At 32.3% G+C, this 20,042-nt stretch carries 17 protein-coding genes; 5 read left to right on the top strand and 12 right to left on the bottom strand.

The window, feature by feature from the left end; translation table 11 throughout:
- Nucleotides 1-23: 23 nt before the first annotated feature.
- Nucleotides 24-3,530, top strand: coding sequence for a helicase-exonuclease AddAB subunit AddB (addB, locus tag B6K90_RS07425; RefSeq protein ID WP_088012107.1), 3,507 nt, complete (start codon nucleotides 24-26; stop codon nucleotides 3,528-3,530).
- The gene (gene addA, locus B6K90_RS07420) at nucleotides 3,523-7,263 is read left to right on the top strand and encodes a helicase-exonuclease AddAB subunit AddA (RefSeq protein ID WP_088012106.1); all 3,741 of its coding nucleotides are present in this window, start codon (nucleotides 3,523-3,525) and stop codon (nucleotides 7,261-7,263) included. Before addB ends, addA begins: the two co-directional genes overlap by 8 nt.
- 37 nt (nucleotides 7,264-7,300) lie before the next feature.
- Here the strand turns inward: addA and B6K90_RS07415 are convergent, their stop codons facing one another.
- The 7 genes from B6K90_RS07415 to B6K90_RS07385 form a co-directional block, all read right to left on the bottom strand.
- Nucleotides 7,301-7,516, bottom strand: a complete 216-nt coding sequence (locus B6K90_RS07415) for a spore germination protein (protein ID WP_088012105.1) — start codon at nucleotides 7,514-7,516, stop codon at nucleotides 7,301-7,303.
- A 15-nt stretch (nucleotides 7,517-7,531) separates the two neighbouring features.
- Nucleotides 7,532-8,185: a spore germination protein GerPE gene (locus B6K90_RS07410; RefSeq protein ID WP_088012104.1), complete on the bottom strand. Its 654-nt coding sequence runs from the start codon at nucleotides 8,183-8,185 to the stop codon at nucleotides 7,532-7,534.
- On the bottom strand, nucleotides 8,185-8,361 hold the full coding sequence (locus B6K90_RS07405; protein ID WP_088012103.1) for a spore gernimation protein GerPD: 177 nt from the start codon (nucleotides 8,359-8,361) through the stop codon (nucleotides 8,185-8,187). The genes B6K90_RS07410 and B6K90_RS07405 overlap by 1 nt, the downstream gene beginning before the upstream one ends.
- Nucleotides 8,358-8,969 (bottom strand): spore germination protein GerPC, encoded by a 612-nt coding sequence (gene gerPC / locus B6K90_RS07400; protein ID WP_088012102.1) that lies wholly within the window; start codon nucleotides 8,967-8,969, stop codon nucleotides 8,358-8,360. The genes B6K90_RS07405 and gerPC overlap by 4 nt, the downstream gene beginning before the upstream one ends.
- Before the next feature lie 37 nt (nucleotides 8,970-9,006).
- Entirely contained in the window at nucleotides 9,007-9,204 is a 198-nt protein-coding gene (locus tag B6K90_RS07395; protein WP_088012101.1) for a spore germination protein GerPB, read from the bottom strand.
- A 13-nt stretch (nucleotides 9,205-9,217) separates the two neighbouring features.
- On the bottom strand, nucleotides 9,218-9,439 hold the full coding sequence (locus B6K90_RS07390) for a spore germination protein (protein WP_088012100.1): 222 nt from the start codon (nucleotides 9,437-9,439) through the stop codon (nucleotides 9,218-9,220).
- 187 nt (nucleotides 9,440-9,626) lie between these two features.
- Entirely contained in the window at nucleotides 9,627-9,782 is a 156-nt protein-coding gene (locus B6K90_RS07385; protein WP_088012099.1) for an aspartyl-phosphate phosphatase Spo0E family protein, read from the bottom strand.
- Between the two features lie 464 nt (nucleotides 9,783-10,246).
- Between B6K90_RS07385 and B6K90_RS07380 the strand changes: the two genes are divergently transcribed.
- Nucleotides 10,247-10,621: a DUF1516 family protein gene (locus B6K90_RS07380; RefSeq protein ID WP_088012098.1), complete on the top strand. Its 375-nt coding sequence runs from the start codon at nucleotides 10,247-10,249 to the stop codon at nucleotides 10,619-10,621.
- A gap of 42 nt (nucleotides 10,622-10,663) precedes the next feature.
- On the opposite strand, the gene B6K90_RS07375 is transcribed toward B6K90_RS07380, so the two are convergent.
- The gene (locus B6K90_RS07375) at nucleotides 10,664-11,227 is read right to left on the bottom strand and encodes a DUF2777 family protein (RefSeq protein ID WP_167555304.1); all 564 of its coding nucleotides are present in this window, start codon (nucleotides 11,225-11,227) and stop codon (nucleotides 10,664-10,666) included.
- A gap of 439 nt (nucleotides 11,228-11,666) precedes the next feature.
- Between B6K90_RS07375 and asnB the strand changes: the two genes are divergently transcribed.
- Nucleotides 11,667-13,514 carry an asparagine synthase (glutamine-hydrolyzing) gene (gene asnB / locus B6K90_RS07370; protein WP_088012096.1) on the top strand — a complete coding sequence of 616 codons (1,848 nt, stop codon included), beginning with the start codon at nucleotides 11,667-11,669 and terminating at the stop codon, nucleotides 13,512-13,514.
- An 84-nt stretch (nucleotides 13,515-13,598) separates the two neighbouring features.
- Here the strand turns inward: asnB and B6K90_RS07365 are convergent, their stop codons facing one another.
- From B6K90_RS07365 to B6K90_RS07350, 4 genes are all read right to left on the bottom strand, one after another.
- Complete coding sequence (locus B6K90_RS07365) at nucleotides 13,599-14,363, bottom strand: CAP domain-containing protein (protein WP_088012095.1); 765 nt, start codon at nucleotides 14,361-14,363, stop codon at nucleotides 13,599-13,601.
- Nucleotides 14,364-14,697: 334 nt separating this feature from the next.
- The gene (locus B6K90_RS07360) at nucleotides 14,698-15,060 is read right to left on the bottom strand and encodes a P-II family nitrogen regulator (RefSeq protein WP_088012094.1); all 363 of its coding nucleotides are present in this window, start codon (nucleotides 15,058-15,060) and stop codon (nucleotides 14,698-14,700) included.
- 12 nt (nucleotides 15,061-15,072) lie between these two features.
- Entirely contained in the window at nucleotides 15,073-16,299 is a 1,227-nt protein-coding gene (locus B6K90_RS07355; RefSeq protein ID WP_088012326.1) for an ammonium transporter, read from the bottom strand.
- Nucleotides 16,300-16,545: 246 nt separating this feature from the next.
- On the bottom strand, nucleotides 16,546-18,318 hold the full coding sequence (locus B6K90_RS07350) for a glycoside hydrolase family 13 protein (RefSeq protein ID WP_088012093.1): 1,773 nt from the start codon (nucleotides 18,316-18,318) through the stop codon (nucleotides 16,546-16,548).
- Between the two features lie 213 nt (nucleotides 18,319-18,531).
- Here B6K90_RS07350 and B6K90_RS07345 point away from each other — a divergent pair, with 213 nt between their 5' ends.
- Nucleotides 18,532-20,034: an alpha-amylase family glycosyl hydrolase gene (locus B6K90_RS07345; protein WP_088012092.1), complete on the top strand. Its 1,503-nt coding sequence runs from the start codon at nucleotides 18,532-18,534 to the stop codon at nucleotides 20,032-20,034.
- The last annotated feature ends 8 nt before the right edge of the window (nucleotides 20,035-20,042 follow it).

Raw genomic sequence — 20,042 nt, 5'->3', positions numbered from 1 at the left:
ATACATTAAGGAGGATAGATTTGATGTCGTTTCAATTTATATTAGGACGTGCTGGAAGTGGAAAAACTCATTATATTTTAAATGAAATTACAAATAGATTAAAGAATGAAACAAAAAATATCATCTTTATTGTACCTGATCAAATGACGTTTCAGATGGAATATGAATTAGTTAGAAGGCAGGAAAAGAAAGCAATTATTAATTCCCAAGTTTTTAGTTTTACTCGATTAGCTTGGAAGGTTTTACAAGAAACAGGTGGAATCAGTCGGATACATATTGGTGAAATTGGGATTTCTATGATTCTTCGAAAGATTATTGAGGAAAAGAAAGAAGAATTGAAAGTATTTCATCACGTTGCCGATCGACAAGGATTTTATAAGGAACTAACAGGTCTAATTTCTGAGTTTAAAGGTTTTCAAGTTTCTTCAGATGAATTATCTTCTGTTCTTTTACAAATGGAGCAAAATTCATCAAAGGATCATATTTTTATCCAACAAAAGATAAATGATATTCAAATAGTGTTTGATGCTTTCAATACATATATGAAAGATAAGTATCTTGATTCAGAAGACTATTTAAATTTGTTGATTCAAGAATTACCTAAAAGTGATTATATAAGAGACAGTATTATTTATATTGATGGATATTATGACTTGGCTCCTCAAGAGCGAAATGTAGTAGAGGAGCTAATGAAATATTGTAGTGAGGTAAATTTCTCTCTAACAATCGACCAAGCATATGATGATTTTTTACCACATGAATTAAATTTATTTTATAAACCAGCACTTTTATATCAACAAATTAAAGAGATTGCTTTAAATATAAAGCAAACAATAGAGCAGCCTGTTATTTGTCATCATAACTTTAGAAATCAATCGAATGATTTGAAGTATTTTGAAACGAATTTTGATAATAGGCCGGTAAAGCCTTCGTTAGAATCAGATGGAATTAAGATTATGTCAGCAACTAATCGTCGAGCTGAGATAAATGGGATTGCGAAAGATATTATTAATAAGGTGCGTGATCAAGGATACCGCTATCGAGATATGGCGATTTTCTTAAGAAATGGAGAGTCATATTCACATTTGATTTCAACTATTTTTCACGCTTACCAAATACCGATTTTCATAGAAGAAAAGCGCTCAATGCTAACACATCCATTATTTACGTTTTTACAAGCTACTTTCGATATCATTCAAAAAAATTGGAGATATGAATCAGTTTTCAATGCATATAAAACGGAATTAGTTTATCCATTTGAAAGTAACCGTGATAAGAATCGTGAACAGCTCGAGTTATTTGAAAATTATTGCATAGCGTACGGAAAGCAAGGGAAAAAGTGGACGATTGAAGAGCCGTGGAAGTATCGAAAGTATCGCTCAACTGATGGAATTGATAAAGGGATAACAAATGAAGAGTTAGAATTCGAAGCATTAATCAATTCAGTAAGAGATTTATTAGTAAAGCCAATTCTTTCATTTCAAAGCAATCTGAAGCAAGCTAAAAATGCGAGAGAAATGTGTGTAGCATTGTATGAATTTGTTGAATCACTAGATATTTCAAAGAAGCTTCAACATTTAAGGGATGATGCTGAAAATCGATCCAATTTAATTGAAAGCAAAGATCACGAGCAAGTTTGGAAAGGGTTTATTCAACTTTTAGATGAATGCGTTGAATTAATCGGAGCGGAAAAGCTGTCACGTAAAACATTTTTTGAAATACTTCAAACTGGTTTTCAATCACTGCAATTTGCGAATGTTCCTGCATCATTAGATCAAGTAAATATAGCTGATTTTGATCATTCAAGATTACAAAATGTAAAGTGTGCTTATATCATTGGTGTAAATGAAGGTGTTATTCCAAGGAAGGCTAATGAAGACGGATTATTAGGCGATACTGCTCGAGAGTTTTTACAATCATTTGGTGTGGAAGTAGCACCAACAAGTAAGTACCAATTATTTGTAGAAAATTTTAACATTTATACTGGAATTAATCGGGCTAGTCATGAGTTAATAATTAGTTATCCGTTAGCAAGTGATGACGGAAAAAGTCTTGCCCCTTCAAGTCTTATTCAAAGGATAAAATCGATTTTTCCAAATATACAACAACGATTTGAAAGTGGAGACTTAACATTTAGTTCCGTAGATGAACAGCTAATATCTATTACAAATTATGGTACAGCGTTAACGAATTTAGTTTCTCAGCTTCAAGTTTGGTCGACTAGGGAGACTGAAGCGAATATGGATTTATGGTGGACGCTTTATAATGTCTTACGAGAGAATTCAGATTCAAAAGAAAAGCTGTATAAAGTAATAAGTAGTGTAATGTATAACAATGTTGCAAAAGATCTTGGAGAAGATTTAAGTACAGAATTATATGGGGAAGAATTGAGTGGATCAGTATCACGAATCGAGCTTTTCCATCAATGCGCATATGCACATTTTGCACGTTATGGACTTAAGCTACAAGAACGTGAAGTCTATAAGTTTGAATCATTTGATATGGGTCAATTATTCCATAGTGCATTAACAATTATTGGAGAGAATCTCTTACATGCCGGGAAAAGCTGGAGTAGTTTAACGAATTCAGAATGTGATGAATTAGCAGCAAAAGTAGTAGATGAAATCTCTCCGAAGTTTCAACGTGAGATTTTGTTAAGCACAAATCGATATATGTTTTTAAAGAAAAAAATGAAGGATGTTATTGCGAAAGTATCCTCAATTTTAAGTCAACAAGAACATGCTGGTAAGTTCGTCCCTGTTGCTTTAGAAGTACCGTTTGGTAAAGATAAACAGTTAAATTCTTATGAACTTCCGATTGATGGGAAGAGAAGAATGGTATTAAATGGCCGAATTGACCGTATTGATAAAGCTACAAGTGAAAAAGGCGATTACTTACGAATTTTGGATTATAAATCAACGAAAAAGGAATTAAAATTATCAGATGTTTACTATGGACTTGCTTTACAATTACTAACTTATTTAGATATAGCTGTAGCAAATTCAACTAACTTACTTGGAAAACACGCAGACCCGGCTGGTATTCTTTATTTCCATGTGCAAAATCCGATTGTTAAAGTTAAAAATAATATTGAACTCGATGAAATTCAGGATGAAATCTTTAAAAAGTTTAAAATGAATGGATTACTTTTAGAAGATCGTGAAAGTAATACGTTAATGGATGAAGCATTAATTCAGGACGGAAGCTCTTCAAAAATTGTGCCGATCAGGCTTAAAAAAACTGGAGAGTACATGGCGAAATATTCAAAAACTGTAAAGCCTGAACAATACCCAATGATGACAAATTATATAAAGCAAAAATTTTCTGAAGCTGGTCAGCAAATATACAACGGTTTTGTAGAAGCAAATCCATATCAGCAAAAGGATAAAATACCATGCACATATTGTTCGTACCAATCAGTGTGTCAATTTGATGCGAATGTAAAAGGAAATGAATATCGTATTCTACCTCCTTTAGAAGATAGCGAAGCATTACAAAAAATGATAGAGGTGGTGAATAAAGATGAGTAAAGAAGAAATTAACGCAAGTAAAACAACATGGACAGCCGACCAGCAAAAAGCAATCGATTTCGAGGGTTCAGATATTCTTGTAGCCGCTGCCGCTGGTTCTGGAAAGACGGCTGTTCTTGTTGAACGAATTATTCAAAAGATTATTCGCGATGAAAATCCAATAAATGTTGATGAATTACTTGTTGTTACTTTTACAAAAGCAAGTGCCCAGGAAATGAAAGAAAGGATAGGGATTGCACTAGAGAAACAACTTGTAAATAATCCTGAATCTGATCATTTAAGGAAACAAGCTTCTTTGTTAAATAAAGCTTCAATCTCAACTATTCACTCTTTTTGTACTGAAGTCATACGATCAAATTATTATATGGTTGAATTAGATCCGAACTTCCGTACTGCAGAAGAAATTGAGATTCAATTACTAATGGATGAAGTGTTGGAAGAGTTGATGGAGTCAGAATACAGTGATGAATCTAATTTGGTCTTCTTTGATTTAGTTGATCGTTATACTAGTGATCGAGATGATAATGATTTACCAAAATTAATTTTAAAGCTATATCGTCATGCAATTTCTAATCCAAACCCAAGTGAGTTTTTAAATGCATTCATTAATCAATATAATGTAGTGGATAAATCAGTTGATGAAATCCCTTTTATTCAAGAGCTTAAGAAATTTATTCAAGATGATATGAATGCTTGTATAAACGCTTATAAACAAGCATTAGATTTAATTGAAAGTCCTGATGGGCCAATAAAGTATGCTGACTTGTTTAAAGAGGAGTATGGTAATTTAGAATGTTTATTCCATGCTTCAGAAAAATCATGGGAAGAAATTAATATTGGTCTACAAAAAATCGTATTTAATCGATTGCCAACTATTAAAAAGACAGAAGGAGATCAACAGAAAAAGGAATTAGTAGCGAATTTCCGTAAAGATGTTAAGAAGAAGATTGATGATATAAGAGATAAGTATTTTAGTCGAAGTATTGACATTCAATTAAAACAAATAAGTGAATTGAAACCTCTAGTCGAAAAGTTAATTGAACTTGTTAATCGTTTTATCGTGTTATTTAAACAAGCAAAATTAGAAAATGGCATTTTAGATTTCAATGATTTAGAACACTATGCACTTGAAATTTTAAAGGAAAAGGACGAAGAAGATTTATTAGTACCTTCATCGGTTGCAAGAGTTTACCAAGAAAAGTTTAGCGAAGTGTTAGTTGATGAATACCAAGATACGAACTATGTTCAAGAATCGATTTTAAGATTAATCACAAAAGGCACCGGTGCTTCTGGTAATCTTTTTATGGTTGGAGACGTTAAGCAATCTATTTATCGCTTTCGATTAGCAGAACCGCAGCTATTTATAAATAAATACAATTTATATGAAAAAGAGAAAAATGAAAGAACTGGCTTGAGAATCGATTTATCTAAAAACTTTAGAAGTAGAGCGGAAGTATTAGATGCAACCAATTTTATTTTTCAACAAATTATGGGAAGAGAAATTGGTGGAATTGAGTATGATGAAGATGCGATGTTAAAGCTAGGTGCGAGTTATCCTGAATACTCAGATTGCTCTGCTGAATTAATCTTACTAACGAATTCGGATGAAGAAGAAAATGAACCTGAATTCAGCGACCAAGAAGAAGATGATCTTGTTGAAGAAAAACTTGAACAAATAGAGGCAAGGTATGTAGCGAGAAGAATAAAGGATTTAGTTGAAAGTGAATATTTAGTAACCGATAAGACTGGAGATATGAGACCAGTAAAATACAATGATATTGCTATTTTAGGACGTTCATTATCGAATGCAGATTTGTATATTGAAGAATGCAAAGCGCTAGGTATACCGCTATATGCTGAGAAATCAAAGGACTTATTTCAAACAATTGAAGTGGCCGTCTTTTTAAATTTATTAAAGCTAATTGATAATACGATTCAAGATATTCCACTTGCATCTGTCCTACGTTCTCCAATTGTAGGACTTACGGAACCGGAATTAACGACGATTAGACTTAATCATAAAAAAGGTTCTTTTTACGATGCATGTCAAGATTATCTAAATAATTATGAAAACCGTCATAAGCAACTTTCAATTAAATTAGTACATTTCTTTACACAAATAAAGGAATGGAAACGACTCGTTAAAAGGGAGACACTTTCAATCTTTATTTGGAAGGTATTAAAAGAGTCTACTTACTATGACTTTGTCGGAGGCTTACCAGGAGGTAAACAAAGGCAAGCAAATTTAATTACGATTTTTGATCGTGCTAAAGTATTAGAAGAATCAAATTATAGAAGTCTATTTCAGTTTTTAAGATTTTTAGATCGTATGCAAGAAAGAGATGAAAAGCTAGATGAGGTTCGTATTTTAAGTGATCAAGAAAATGTCGTTCAAATGATGACAATTCATAAAAGTAAAGGATTAGAGTTTCCTGTTGTGTTTGTCGTAAATACATCTAAGCAATTTAATATGCAGGATTTAAGGGCAAAATTCATTTTACAAAAGGAATTAGGTCTAGGTATGAATTATGTACATCCCGCTTATCGTACAACTAATTCAACTCTTTTGAAGGAAACAATCAAGCGCAAGGAACAGGAAGAGTTAATTTCAGAGGAGCTACGTATTCTTTATGTTGCATTAACTCGTGCAAGAGAAAAGCTTATTTTAGTAGGTAAAGTAAATGATGCACAAAAAATGATCGAAAGTTGGAAGGAAGTTGAAAACCATAAAGAGTGGCTTCTGCCATTAAATGTTATTAGTGGTGCTAAAAGTTATCTTGATTGGATTGGACCTTCTATCATTCGTCATGATTCTAGTAATGCAATTAGGTTTGAAGATGATTTGTGGCATACAAAAAATGAAATTCAGTTTTACCCATGTCGTTGGAATTATTCAATTGTGGACGCTTCTACAATTCAATCATTAGAAGTTGAGGAAGAAGAAAATAATAAAGCCGAAGTATTTCAAGCTTTCCAGTCAAAGGAACCAATCAAAATAAATAATGATGAGCTTCATGAAAAAATAGAGAATCAATTAAACTGGCAATATAATCATAAACAATCAACTCTTTATCGACCAAAACAATCTGTTACAGAATTAAAAAGAAAAATGCAAGAGGAAGATCCATATAGTCAAAGTTTTACAGCGACTAAAACAAAAGATTTTCCACTTGAAAGACCAAAATTTATGTCTGAACAAAAAATGAACTCAGCTGAAAAAGGCACTGCTACCCATGCTGTTATGCAAAATTTAGATTATCAATTTGTTTCATCTCATGAAGAAATCGTAGATCAAATAAATAGTATGGTTTTAAAAGAATTAATTACACAAGAGCAAGGGGAAGCTGTTAATAGCTTGGAAATTTTTGAATTTTGTCAGTCAGAGCTTGGTCAATTAGTGAAAAACTCAAATCAGAATCTGCGTGAAGTACCATTTAGTTATGGTGTTTCAACAAATGAAATTTATAAAGAGTGGGAAGATGAAGAAGAAGTTGTATTAATCCAAGGGATTATTGACTTACTATTAATTGATGGAGACGAGGTTATACTAATTGATTATAAAACCGATCGAACTGGAGCATTTGCAACAAGCGATGACTTGAAGCAAGAAGCAAATAGAAGATATGGTGTTCAACTCGATCTTTATTCAAAGGCAATTGAAGCGGGTATGGATAAATTGGTTAAAGCTAAGTATCTATACTTTTTCGATGGTGGTCATATTGTAGAGTTATAGAAAAGAAGCGATGCATCAGCATCGCTTCTTTTGTGTATTATAGAGTGGCTACTTCATTTTGATCTACTAAATCAGCATCTAAAGTATTAGTAGCACTTGCACCGCTTATTGTTGCTGGAAGAAACCCAGTATTACCTGAGCCTGAGCCGAAATATGATTTTGTTTGTGTTTTTGGTGAGATATTATTAAGATCTCCTGTATTAATATTTCCTTCATTGTTTGAGATAACGATTGCACCAAGAAATGTTGGCATGAAGATTCTCCTTTCTTAATCGGATAATTTTGTTTTTGGTGTCTCTTCTTTTCGCCCTGTTACTACAGGTACTGAAGGCACGGATGGTACTACTGTGTGTACTGGAACTACCGGAGCAGCTGGTACTACCGTGTGTGGCGTTACTACGGGCGAAACTGGTGATGTTGGTTGAACAAGTACATCTGATTGAAATGGTTGCATTGATGATGTCATCATTGGCTGCATTAGTTGAGAAAAAGTAGGTTGAGCATGACTAACGCCTGGAGTTTGGTAGTGTATTGTAGGTGCTGAGAGAAAATGTCGTATTTGATGTACACGAGATAACATTGTAGCACTATGAACTGAGCCAATAACGGAAACGCCGGCTGAGCTTATACCATTATAATTTATTGAACCAACTTGGATTGTCGGGTTAAGATTTACTCGATGTAAATTCACATTAGGAACATATGGAAGATGTTTTGGAATTCTTTTATAAAGTGGATAAATTTCAAAAACATCTCTGTTTGGATCAGCAAACATATTTCCTTCTTCTTGAAGCGCGAGAGCATTTGACTCTGCATTGATTGAAAATGTATCCCCAAACTGCAAAATGCTTGAAAATAGTACTGTATTTACATCGTATTTTTCTACAGCGGCTAAACGAAAACATGGATCGATTTTAAACATTAACTTACAGATAAAGGTACAAATGGTCCGATAATTAAAGATTCTGGTGGTGTGTCAAATATAGAGGATAGTGAAATATTATGAGCATCTCCAATCAAAAATAATGAAGATGATGAAATCGCTGAAAATTTTATTTCTTCTACTTGTAAATTGCAATTTGTTACATTTAAATTCATCCTTTATTCTCCTTTCCGATATTATGCGGTAAGTTTTGTAAAAAGGCACTATAGGCAGTTCGAATATCTCTTAACATGTGTAAAACGACTTCTTCAGAATATCTGAGCGGATTATCTGCGAAGTTAGGTTTATTTTTATATAAATCAATATAGTAAGGAATCCTAATATCCATTTGATTTCGAATATCATCGATCATCATTTGACGGTAATAATCATCAACTACAACTCTAAGCTCTGTTTCTAATTGGAGAATGGTTTCTAGTGCTTCTTCTTTTAAATGGAAATGAATTCTTTCTTCTATATATGATTTCAAAGCTTTCATATGATTGTCAGGCTTAATATCAATTTGTTGGTTTTCCACTGTTAAATCATCGAATGTTGGGGCTTGAAGAGGATTCAGCCCGATTGTTAACGTACCATTCAAATTTTCTACTTTTAATTGGTCAAATTTGTATTCAATTTTATCAATTTTTGTCTCAGGTCTTTGAGAAAGTTCAATAACAGTAACCTCAAGTTGAGCTATTTTAGCTTTTAATTCTTCAATTATTTGGGACTGTTCATAAAGTAATTGCTCAATCTGAGTCTGTCTTAACTCTAGTTGATTCATACAATTCCCTCGCTTTCAATTTGCTACAGGAATAAAATTATGTCTCTTGGGAAGTTTGAACGATTTGACCTGGTTCAGATAATGGTGGTGCTGCTTCTGAATAATCTCCAGTATTATTTGTTATCGTTTTTGCATTTATATTTCCTGATGTTCCAATTTGAAAAACAGATGAGTTTACGATCCCACCAGTTTTTAGCTGATTAATAATAATTGTTTGGTGTATATATATATTCAAACGACATCCTCCTTTACATATTGCCGACCATTGGTTGATCAACTTGATCTTGATCATATACGTTCGAAATACTTTTATTGTTATAAACTGTTACATTATCACCTGTATTAAACGAACCAGCACCGGCATACGTTTGAGCACTACTTTTAGGTATGATATTATATGCATCACCCACATTTACTACACCACTACTACCGATACTGACAATATTAATTACTCCAACATAAGCAGGCATGACTGTACACCCTTTATTCTTTTTATGATTATGTATTATATGGCCATTTAACCTAAAACGTGATTGTAGACTATGTATTGTTAAGAAGTATTAATTTTATATATATAGAAGAAAAGGAGTGAAGGGGAAATAAGGAGAGCAAAAAAAATACTAGCTGCAATTAGAAAAACTAATTGCAGGCTAGCTATTAAGCTCTCCTTTTAGAAGAGGTAAAGGTCGAGATCATATTCATGAGCCTGTCCAATTCCTGGCTACATAAAACTGTTTTCTTGTTCGTAAAGCCATATCGTCCCGCGTAATATACCATTCGGGCCCGTTTTTTCTCTATAACATGAAGCAGCAATTTAGTCACCAACTTTGTTCAAGAATAGGGAATTATGTCTAGGTCTCACGATGTATGTAATGCTATTATACAAAATCATTTTCATATGAAAAGACATTCGCTAAAAGAAGTGTAAAACTTACAAAATACTACAATATTCACCTTCATTCAATCTTTGGATAGTGGAAATTGAAAGGTTTTTGTAGGATAAACTATATGGAGTGTCGAATTGTAAGGAGCTATAGGTAATAATGAATTTATTTTCGACAGTAGATTACAATCCTAGATTAATATAATTTATGATTAAAAAAAATGAATAGTATGTCATGCTGTATATAACGGCGAATAGGTATAAAATCACAGTTTATATTTTGAACAATTTGTGAATTTTTTTAAATCTTTTCTATTTCCATTTCATCTACATTTTTCCTTATTCAAGCACTTATGTTATGATTATTTAGAATATATATTTGGGAGGAAATGAAATGATTCACTTACATATTACATCGTGGGTAATCGCTATTATTTTAGCTTTAATTGTTGGGCACGGATACAAGAATGGTTGGAATGTTAAAGTTGCTCATATGATTTTACGTCTTTTATACTTCGTTATTTTAGGAACTGGATTGTATTTATTTATTCATATTTCTAATAAAGAAAATATGCCGTCTGATATGATGATGCTTTATAACGTAAAAATGACACTTGGTATTCTTATGTTAGGTGTTTTTGAATATTTCACAGTGTCTTCTAAGAAACATCGTAAAATGGTTGTTCCTGCAACTATTTTTACAGTATTTATTTTAGCTTTATTATATATAGGATTTAGATTACCACAAGGTTTTCACTTCTTTGCATAATAAAAAAACTGTCACAAATTTTCTTTGTGGCAGTTTTTTTGTTTATGAAAGTTGTGTTAATAGGTAGCGGTTACCTGTTGCTTTCGTAAGTTCAAATCGATGGTTTTGTTCTTCAGATGAAATTTTAAATTGGTGATATACTGAACAAACAAGTTCTCCATTATCAAATACGATGAAATTCACTCCTTCTGTAGGTAGACCTTCAGGTTGAAATGAAAGGAAATTATGACAGTACAAGCAATCGTATAGGGAAAAACTATGTGTATTTAGTAAGTACGCTAAAGTATAAAAGGATTCATCGCTCAAATTTTTCAAGAGTGAATCGAAGCTATATAAAAGTTTTCGTTGAATACGAAGGATATCGCCATTTTGTAATTTTTTCTTTTTGGAATTTTGAATAAGAAAATGACCATTTTTTAAAGAAGCAGGAATCCACTCTTCATTAATAGAAACTTCAAAATCTTCATCGATAAGATCCTCAAGTAAAAACGCCTCATCAGTTTCATCATCGAAAAAGACCCATTCATCATTTATTTCTTCAATTGCTCCAATAGTAAAAGCGCGAGGTTGCTTTTGAAATAATTGTGATCGGTGCTTAAATTGCATTAAGTAACCTCCAGTTACAAGCGTTCTGCTGTTCATTGTTTATTTACATAGGTTCAGGTGAAAAGTAGTGATTCGGACATTTTGTTGAATCATAAAATAAAGTATCTAATAGAATCTTTTTTTCGTTCGAACCTTTTTTTGAAACTCGAATATTGTTTTAAATGGATTAAAAATTTTACTCTATTTTCCGACCGGTATTAGGATTTATAGAACATAATAGCTGCGTTTATTTCGATTTTAATAAAGCTGCTACTTTTTTCATTTATTGACATAACTTAACTATTTTATAACTATGCAAAAATTAAAAAAACGTATGGACAAATAATGATAAGTTACCAACTTTTTTTGCGGATTAACGCACCTATTTTTAAAAACAATAATACGATATAGAATTAACTTTAGTTTTATAGGGAAATAGCCCAGAAAGGAGAAATAAAACATGTGCGGTATAACTGGGTGGGCAGATTTTCAAAAGGATTTATCCAATGTAAATTCTGTAACAAAAAAAATGGCTGAAACATTGTCTAAGCGTGGTCCAGATGATACGAATATTTGGTCGTCGAATCATTGTAGTTTTGGTCACAAAAGATTAGTTGTAGTTGATCCAATAGGCGGAAAACAGCCGATGCGTAAGACGAAAGGTAACTTCACGTATACGCTTTGCTACAATGGTGAGTTGTATAATACAGAGGATATTCGAAAAGAACTTTTAAAGAGGGGTTATACGTTTCAAGGACACTCAGATACTGAGGTTCTACTTACAAGCTATATTGAATGGAAGGAAGCATGTGTAGACAAATTTAATGGAATATTTGCTTTTGCAATTTGGGATGAAGAAAAGGAAAGTTTATTCATTGCAAGAGATCGTTTAGGTGTTAAACCTCTATTTTATAAAGAAGACTATAAAAGATTATTATTTGCTTCAGAAGTTAAGGCAATTTTAGCAAACCCTGGAGTAAAGGCTGAATTAACTGAAGAAGGGCTCTCTGAAGTATTTGGACTTGGTCCATCTCGTACGCCTGGAAATGGTGTTTTTGATGGGATTAAAGAACTACGTGGTGGTCACGCTATGACATTCTCAAGAAATGGGCTTAAAATATGGAAATATTGGGATGTTATAAGCGATATACACACGGATTCAGTTGATGAAACGATTGAAAAAGTACGTTTTTATGTTGAAGATGCAATCGTAAGACAATTAGTTTCAGATGTGCCTTTATGTACGTTTTTATCAGGTGGAGTGGATTCTAGTACGATTACTGCAATCGCTGCAAATCATTATGCTAAAGAAGGAAAAGGGCAATTAACAACTTATTCAATCGATTATGAGGAAAATGATAAATATTTCACATCAAGTGTATTCCAACCAAATTCGGATGCACCTTGGATTGAGTTAATGTCTTCAACCTTTAATACGAATCATCAAAGATGTGTCATTACAAACGAAGAACTGGTTCAATATTTAGATGAAGCTACAGAGTGTCGTGACCTTCCAGGAATGGCGGATGTCGATTCTTCATTATTATGGTTTTGTCAAAAAATTAAACAGAACTTTGTAGTAGGGTTATCAGGAGAATGTGCTGATGAAATTTTTGGTGGTTATCCTTGGTTTCATCGAGAAGATGACTTGAATAGACCAGCGTTTCCTTGGATGAGATCAACAGAACTTCGGCAAAAGCTTTTAAAAGACGAATGGAGTAAGAAGCTAAATTTAACTCAGTACGTTCAAGATCGATACAACGAGACGGTAAAAGAAACGCCAATCCTTGAAGGTGAAAGTCCATTAGAGGCTAAAAGAAGACAACTGTTTTATTTAAATCGTCAATGGTTTATGGCTCAATTATTAGATCGAAAAGATCGGATGAGTATGGGAGCGAGCCTTGAAGTACGTGTTCCTTTTGCAGATCACCGACTTGTTGAATATGTATGGAATATCCCTTGGGAGCTTAAAATGTATGGAGATCGCGAAAAAGGCATCTTAAGAAAGTCACTGGAAGGTCTGTTACCAGATGATATCTTATACCGCAAAAAAAGCCCGTATCCAAAGACGCATAATCCGGTATATACAAAATTAGTTGTTCAAAAATTAAAAGAAGCATTAAAAGATAAAAGCTCAGCTCTTTACGAGTTCCTTGATAAAGAGCAATTAAATAGTTTAGTTGAAAGTGAAGGTAAAGCATTCCAAGTTCCATGGTACGGACAATTAATGTCTGGACCTCAGTTATTAGCTCATTTATATCAAATTCATGTTTGGTTTAAAAAATTCAATATTAATGTGAAAGCTTAAAAAATATAAAATGAATCGCTTTATAAAAACAAAAAACAAAGAAGTTACTTTAAATAGTAACTTCTTTGTTTTATATTAATCATTTCATTGAGAAATAAACATTTGTGTCCAAGCATTTGAACGTGAATCATAACCAACGCCAATTTGATCTAAATTGCCATTTAAAATGTTTGCACGGTGTCCAGCACTATTCATCCACGCTTTTACTACTTCTTCAGGTGTCTTTTGTCCTTTTGCAATGTTTTCTGCAGCAGATTTATAAGCAATATTGAATTTTTTCATCATATCAAAAGGTGATCCATAAGTCGGGCTATTATGGTCAAAATAGTTTTTATCAGTCATTTCTTGTGATTTGATGCGTGATAGTTTTGATAATTCATTGTTTACTTTGAATGGCTTTAACCCTGCTTTTGATCGTTCAACGTTTGTTAATTCAACAACTTTTGATTCTAATACAGATAATGCTGTAGAGGTTGAAGTAGTTTGATTTGTAGTAGTAGTAGTAGTAGGTTTATATGTTGGAGTAGATGGCTTTGTAACTGGCTTTTTAATAGTAACTTTTTTTACATATTTTACACTTGTCCATCCTTTTGTTTTTCCGGATGTAATATATACCCATTGATTCGATTTACGTGTTACTTTTACTGTCTTTCCTTTCGTTAGTTTACCGACAACTTTATATTTTGTTCCAATTCCAGAATGAACTTTTAATGTTTTTGCAGTAACTTGTCCTTTATAATTTACTTTTGTATAGTTGACTTTCTTTGTAGTAGCTGCACTTACTTTTGAACATTGTGATCCAATTAATAAAGCACCAGCTAAAACTGATAAAGTAATTGTTTTGTTCATTTTAATTCCTCCATTTAATTTATTAAAATTTATAAGATGAGTCTTAAAATTCGTTTTGGAAGTTCTGTTCTCCGGGAACACTATTAAATTTAACAGCTATTCATTTGATTGATGTCTCAAGTTTAAAATTGAATCATATATAAAAGAAATTGACAGTGATGTCTGGTTGATATAGATAGTTTTTATTAAAGGTAATTTAACAAATTTTAACTGTTACCTTTCTTAAAATAAGTTACATTGGATTACAAAAAACTTAAATCTCTTCAAGATAGATGTGTCAAATAAACAAACAATAAAAAACCTAGTCATATAGATAGACTAGGTTTAAAAAAATCTAATAATCATTTTGCAATGCGTCTCTTCCTTCTTCTCCGGTGCGGATTTTAATCGCGTTTTCAATAGGATATATAAATATTTTTCCATCCCCAGGTTTTCCTGTTTTTAAAACTCTTTGTGCTTCATCGACTACAGCTTGAACTGGTACGTCACATACGACTATTTCAACTTTGATTTTTTCGTGTAAGTTGATAGTTCGTTTTTTTCCTCGATACACTTCTGTATAGCCTGATTGCATTCCACATCCTAAAACGTTTGTTACGGTCATTCCTGTGATCCCTACTTTTGAAAGGGCATCTTTTAAAACATCAAACTTATCTGGCCGAGTAATGATTTCTATTTTCGTTAATTTTGCAGTCATTTATATCCCTCCTTATATACTTGCGTCGTGATATGCTTTTTCTCCATGTATGCTTAAGTCAAGGCCAAGGTTTTCCTCCTCTTGATCGACGCGAATGCGGATGAAAAAGCCTATAACTTTCACAATTAAAAAGGTGATAATTCCTGCAAAGAGATAGGTTGCTCCGATTGCGAGTAGTTGTTTCCAAAGAAGTGATATGTCACCGTAAAAAAGGCCATTTGCACCAGCACTATTTACTGATTTTGTGGCAAATAATCCGGTTGCAATAGCTCCCCAAGTTCCACCGATTCCATGACAACCGAATGCGTCTAGAGCATCGTCATATCCGAATTTGTATTTTAAGTATGTTACTGCTAAAAAGCATATGACTCCGCCTAAAAATCCAATCACGATTGATGAGAGAGGAGTGACGAAACCACAAGCAGGAGTAATTGCAACTAATCCAGCTACGGCACCACTAACGCCACCTAAAATTGTTGGTTTTTTATTTACGTACCATTCCACAAGTACCCATGCGACTGAAGCTGCAGCAGCTGCAGTATTTGTATTAATGAAAGCAGTTAATGCCACATCGTTTAATGTTAACGCACTACCAACATTAAATCCGAACCACCCAAACCATAATAGTCCTGCGCCTAATACAGTTAGTGGCAAATGATGAGGTGATGTAGATCCGAAATCTCTTCTTTTACCAAGAAGAAGAGCAAGAACTAAACCTGAAACACCGGAGGAAATATGGACAACTGTTCCGCCAGCGAAGTCTAAAGCACCTAGATTACGAAGCCAACCATCCACACCCCAAACCCAGTGAGCTAATGGATCATAAACGAATGTTGTCCATAAAAGAGTAAATAATAGAAAAGCTGAAAATTTCATGCGCTCAGCAAAGGCACCTGATATAAGAGCGGGAGTTAAAATTGCAAACATTAGCTGAAACATCATGAAAAGATTATGAGGGACTGTTGCGCTGTAGTTTTCATTTGGAGTAAAACCAACATCCTTTAATGCTGCCCAAGAAAAGTTACCAATCAAATGATTAAAATCCGGCCCAAAAGCTAAAGAGTAACCAATTAACACCCACTGGATTGATACTATTGCCATAGCAGAATAGCTATGCATTGTAGTACTTAAAACATTTTTACTTTTAACCATACCGCCGTAAAAAAGTGCTAAACCAGGTGTCATAATCATGACTAAAACAGTTGAAATAAAAAGAAATACACTATCTGCAGCCTGAATACCGTTCATCTTCATTCCCCATTTCTTTAATGTTAGTTTTTATAACATTAAATGTTATATAAGTTATCATATTCAGAATATATGCAAAATTCAATATAAATTTCATGAAAATACCAAAAAAAATATATAAAAAATAATGAAAACGCTAACAAATACCAAATTTGTTAGAAAACCTAACATAGCGTAAATAAATGAATAAAAATACAGACCCACGTAAATGAGTCTGTATTTGAAAGTTTGACAGACTCAAGTAAATGAGTCTATATCTTCTATTTGTAAAATTAAAAAATCGGTTTCTAATAGATCGACACCAATTGAATCAGATTCTGTTGCAAACTGTTCGCCATTCCATACATTTGTAATTCTTTTTCTACTTAAATTTATTGGTACTTTAACTGACTGTTTTTCGCTGGAGTTATTTACTATGATTAAAAAGTGAAATTGAGTATTCTTCCTTTCATACATAAGAATGTCATGTTGGTCAGTTTGTACCCAATTAAACTCACCGTCATTTTCTAAAGCAGAGTAATTTTTTCTTAGAGAAATTAATTTTTTTATTGAGTCAAAGATGTTTAAATTATATTGTGATTGGTCCCAAACCATACAACTTCTGCATTCAGGGTCATTTCCACCTTGTAGTCCAATTTCATCTCCGTAGTAAATACATGGAGTTCCAAAGAAAGTAAATAAAAACACATATAATAGAATCACTCTTTTTTCATTTTGATTACATTGTGTCAGTATTCTTGGTGTATCATGTGAACCTAATACATTGAATAGTACTTTGATAACAGGTAAAGGATACCTAGCTATTAAATCGTTAATCGAATATTGAAATTGTATCTTTGAAATAGATTGATAACCGAAATAAGCAAAAAGTGATTTCATTAGAGGATAATTCATAACAGAATCGAATTCGTCACCTCTTAGCCATGGCATTGCATGGTGCCAAATCTCACCTAGAATAAATAAATCATTTTTTAGTTCTTTCATTTTTTTATTAAATAGTTTCCAAAAATAATGATCGATTTCGTTAGCTACATCTAAACGCCAACCATCTATATTAAATTCTTTTATCCAATAAGAACCTATTTCGATTAAAAAGTTCTGTACTTCTTTATTTTCTGTATTTAGTTTTGGCATTTCCTTTACAAAAGAAAAAGTTTCATATGCCGCATTATTTTGTTCATCTTTAAAAAAGTGAAACCATTCAAAAAAAGCGGATTCCTTTCCGTTTTGCAATGCATCCTGAAATGGGGGAAAGGATGCACTTGTATGGTTAAATACTGCGTCAAGCATTACTCGAATATTATTTTCATGGCATTTTTCGATTAATGTTTTTAAGACTTTCTCATCTCCAAAAGTAGGATCTATTCTAAAATAATTGATTGTATTATATTTATGATTTGAATTTGCTTCAAAAATAGGAGTTAAATAAATTCCGGATATTCCTAAATTTTTTAGATAATCAATTTTTTGAATAACACCTTCTAAATCACCACCAAAATAGCTTGAACTCGTTGGTAAAATAGAGCCCCACGGAGTCGAATTTGTTGGATTATTTTTGTTATTTCCACTAGCGAATCGATCGGGGAAAATTTGATACCAAATCGTATCATTGATCCAACTCGGTGGCGATATTAAATTATTCCTATGAAGAAATGGTAATGTAAAACAGTTCGACTGATCATTAGGGTTAAAATTGTTGGAAAATCCTCCTTCACCATAAAATAGAGAATCTTGCTCATTTTTTAAAAGAAATTGATATTTCATTCGTTTGTTTGGAGGATTAACATTTACTTCCCAGTAGTCAAATAGTTCTGTGGAAAATGCAAGATACATTGAGAGTGCTGATTCAATTTGCCAACCTGAATCATTAAATTTGAATGGATCACCGTAATAAAAAATAATTTCTGTACAATCACTTTTTTTTGTTCGAATTCTTAAACGATAGGTTTTATCATCTATTGAAAAAGCATATTGATCATATGGCTGATGATATATTGATTCAATTTGCATGATCCCACCCTTTATATCAGTAAATTTTATTATTATTGTTTAGAAGGAATTAACTTGCTATCTAATTTGGTAACAGTATAATTAAATAGTATGTGCAATCGCTTCCATTTTTATAAAATTAAATATAACATTTGAATTTCATTGTAATATTTTGCAAAATAATGTAGAGAGTGAAAATTATGTACATGCGAGTGTCTTGCAGGGGGAGAAAAAATGAGGCGATTTGGTTTTTTAATACTAGTGTCTGTACTATTTTTGAGTACGTTACCAAGTATTAGTTTTGCAGAAAAAAATACAACAGATCTAAAAAAAGAAATGATTTATCGAATTTTAGTTGATCGTTTTTTTGATGGTAATCTAAAGAATGATAAAAATGTAGAACCGAAAGATTTAAATAAGTCTCAGGGTGGAGATTTAAATGGTATTACTCAAAAATTAGATTATCTTAAGGATTTTGGATATAATGCTATTTCAATTTCACCAATTTTTGAGAATGATGAAAATTCATATGATGGATTCTCAATCGTTAATTTTAGAAAGATTGATCCAAGATTTGGAACAAATGAAGAACTTAAGAAGTTAGTAAAAGAAGCGCATAAACGTAATATCAAAGTTTATATTGATTTTGTTTCAAATAATGCTTCGCCAAATAGTGAACTTTCTAAAAAAGCAGATTGGTTTAATCCCGAAAATAGTACAAGTTCAGAAAAGAAATGGACAAATGGGCTACCTGACTTTAACCAAGAAAACAATGATGTAGCAAATTATTTAATCGAAACTGCTAAGTATTGGATGGATCAAGCTAATTTTGACGGATATAATTTACAAGAAGTAAATAATGTACCTGTTTCTTTTTGGGAATCATTTAACAAAGAAATAAAAAAGAAAAATCCAAATTTCAAATTATTTGCTGATTTAAATGCTTCAAGTGAAATAGATCTAAATAAATATAAAAATTTAGGTTTTAATGGAATTTATAATGTAGATTCAGTAGCTAATTTGGCAAATACTTTTTCTTCGCAAAATCAATCTTTAACTGACATAATGAAGCTTCAAGAAAGTTTAAGTAAGCAACTAGGCTCGACATTAATGATTAACTATTTAGACGATGAAATGACTAAGCGCTTTGTATCAATTGCTGAATCAAAAGGTGAGTACCCACCTTCAAGATTAAAGTTAGCACTTGCATATTTATTTACAACACCAGGAATCCCATTGACTTATTATGGGACAGAAATTGCGTTAAATGGCGGAAACATACCTGATAATCGAAAAGGAATGGATTTCCGTACTGATGAAGATTTTACAAAATATATCAAAAAACTGACTGAATTAAGAAGAACTTTACCTTCTCTTTCTGATGGGGATTTTGATGTGCTTTATAATGATTCAAAAGGTATGACTTTAATTAAGAGACATTATAATGATGAAACTACTATAGTTGCAATAAATAATACTTCTCTTGATCAGAAGGTTCATTTAGATTTTGATGTCGTTAAAAAATCTAATGAATTAAGAGGGCTATTAAATGATGATTTGGTTCGTCCAAATAAAAAAGGATTTGATATTGTCCTTAAAAGAGAATCCTCAAATGTTTATGCAGTTGCGCCAAAAACTACCTTAAACATTGGAGTGATTATTGCTATTCCAGCTATTTTTGTTGCGTTTATCATCTTTTTATGGCTTGCAAGAAGACGTAGTAATAAGGGAAAATAAATACTAGT

The organism is Gottfriedia acidiceleris (assembly GCF_002128425.1).
GTDB lineage: Bacteria > Bacillota > Bacilli > Bacillales > Bacillaceae_G > Gottfriedia > Gottfriedia acidiceleris.
The sequence above is the reverse complement of the archived record's forward strand: the minus strand, read 5'-3'. Positions and strand labels throughout refer to the sequence as shown.

Bases quoted from the DNA above. Each gene is read 5' to 3' on its own strand.
- gerPC (WP_088012102.1), bottom strand. From the start codon at position 8,969: ATGAATCAACTAGAGTTAAGACAGACTCAGATTGAGCAATTACTTTAT.
- B6K90_RS07365 (WP_088012095.1), bottom strand. From the start codon at position 14,363: ATGAACAAAACAATTACTTTATCAGTTTTAGCTGGTGCTTTATTAATT.
- B6K90_RS07390 (WP_088012100.1), bottom strand. From the start codon at position 9,439: ATGCCTGCTTATGTTGGAGTAATTAATATTGTCAGTATCGGTAGTAGT.
- B6K90_RS07350 (WP_088012093.1), bottom strand. From the start codon at position 18,318: ATGCAAATTGAATCAATATATCATCAGCCATATGATCAATATGCTTTT.
- addA (WP_088012106.1), top strand. From the start codon at position 3,523: ATGAGTAAAGAAGAAATTAACGCAAGTAAAACAACATGGACAGCCGAC.
- asnB (WP_088012096.1), top strand. From the start codon at position 11,667: ATGTGCGGTATAACTGGGTGGGCAGATTTTCAAAAGGATTTATCCAAT.
- B6K90_RS07360 (WP_088012094.1), bottom strand. From the start codon at position 15,060: ATGACTGCAAAATTAACGAAAATAGAAATCATTACTCGGCCAGATAAG.
- B6K90_RS07415 (WP_088012105.1), bottom strand. From the start codon at position 7,516: ATGCCAACATTTCTTGGTGCAATCGTTATCTCAAACAATGAAGGAAAT.
- B6K90_RS07375 (WP_167555304.1), bottom strand. From the start codon at position 11,227: ATGCAATTTAAGCACCGATCACAATTATTTCAAAAGCAACCTCGCGCT.
- B6K90_RS07410 (WP_088012104.1), bottom strand. From the start codon at position 8,185: ATGTTTAAAATCGATCCATGTTTTCGTTTAGCCGCTGTAGAAAAATAC.
- B6K90_RS07345 (WP_088012092.1), top strand. From the start codon at position 18,532: ATGAGGCGATTTGGTTTTTTAATACTAGTGTCTGTACTATTTTTGAGT.
- B6K90_RS07405 (WP_088012103.1), bottom strand. From the start codon at position 8,361: ATGAATTTAAATGTAACAAATTGCAATTTACAAGTAGAAGAAATAAAA.
- addB (WP_088012107.1), top strand. From the start codon at position 24: ATGTCGTTTCAATTTATATTAGGACGTGCTGGAAGTGGAAAAACTCAT.
- B6K90_RS07380 (WP_088012098.1), top strand. From the start codon at position 10,247: ATGATTCACTTACATATTACATCGTGGGTAATCGCTATTATTTTAGCT.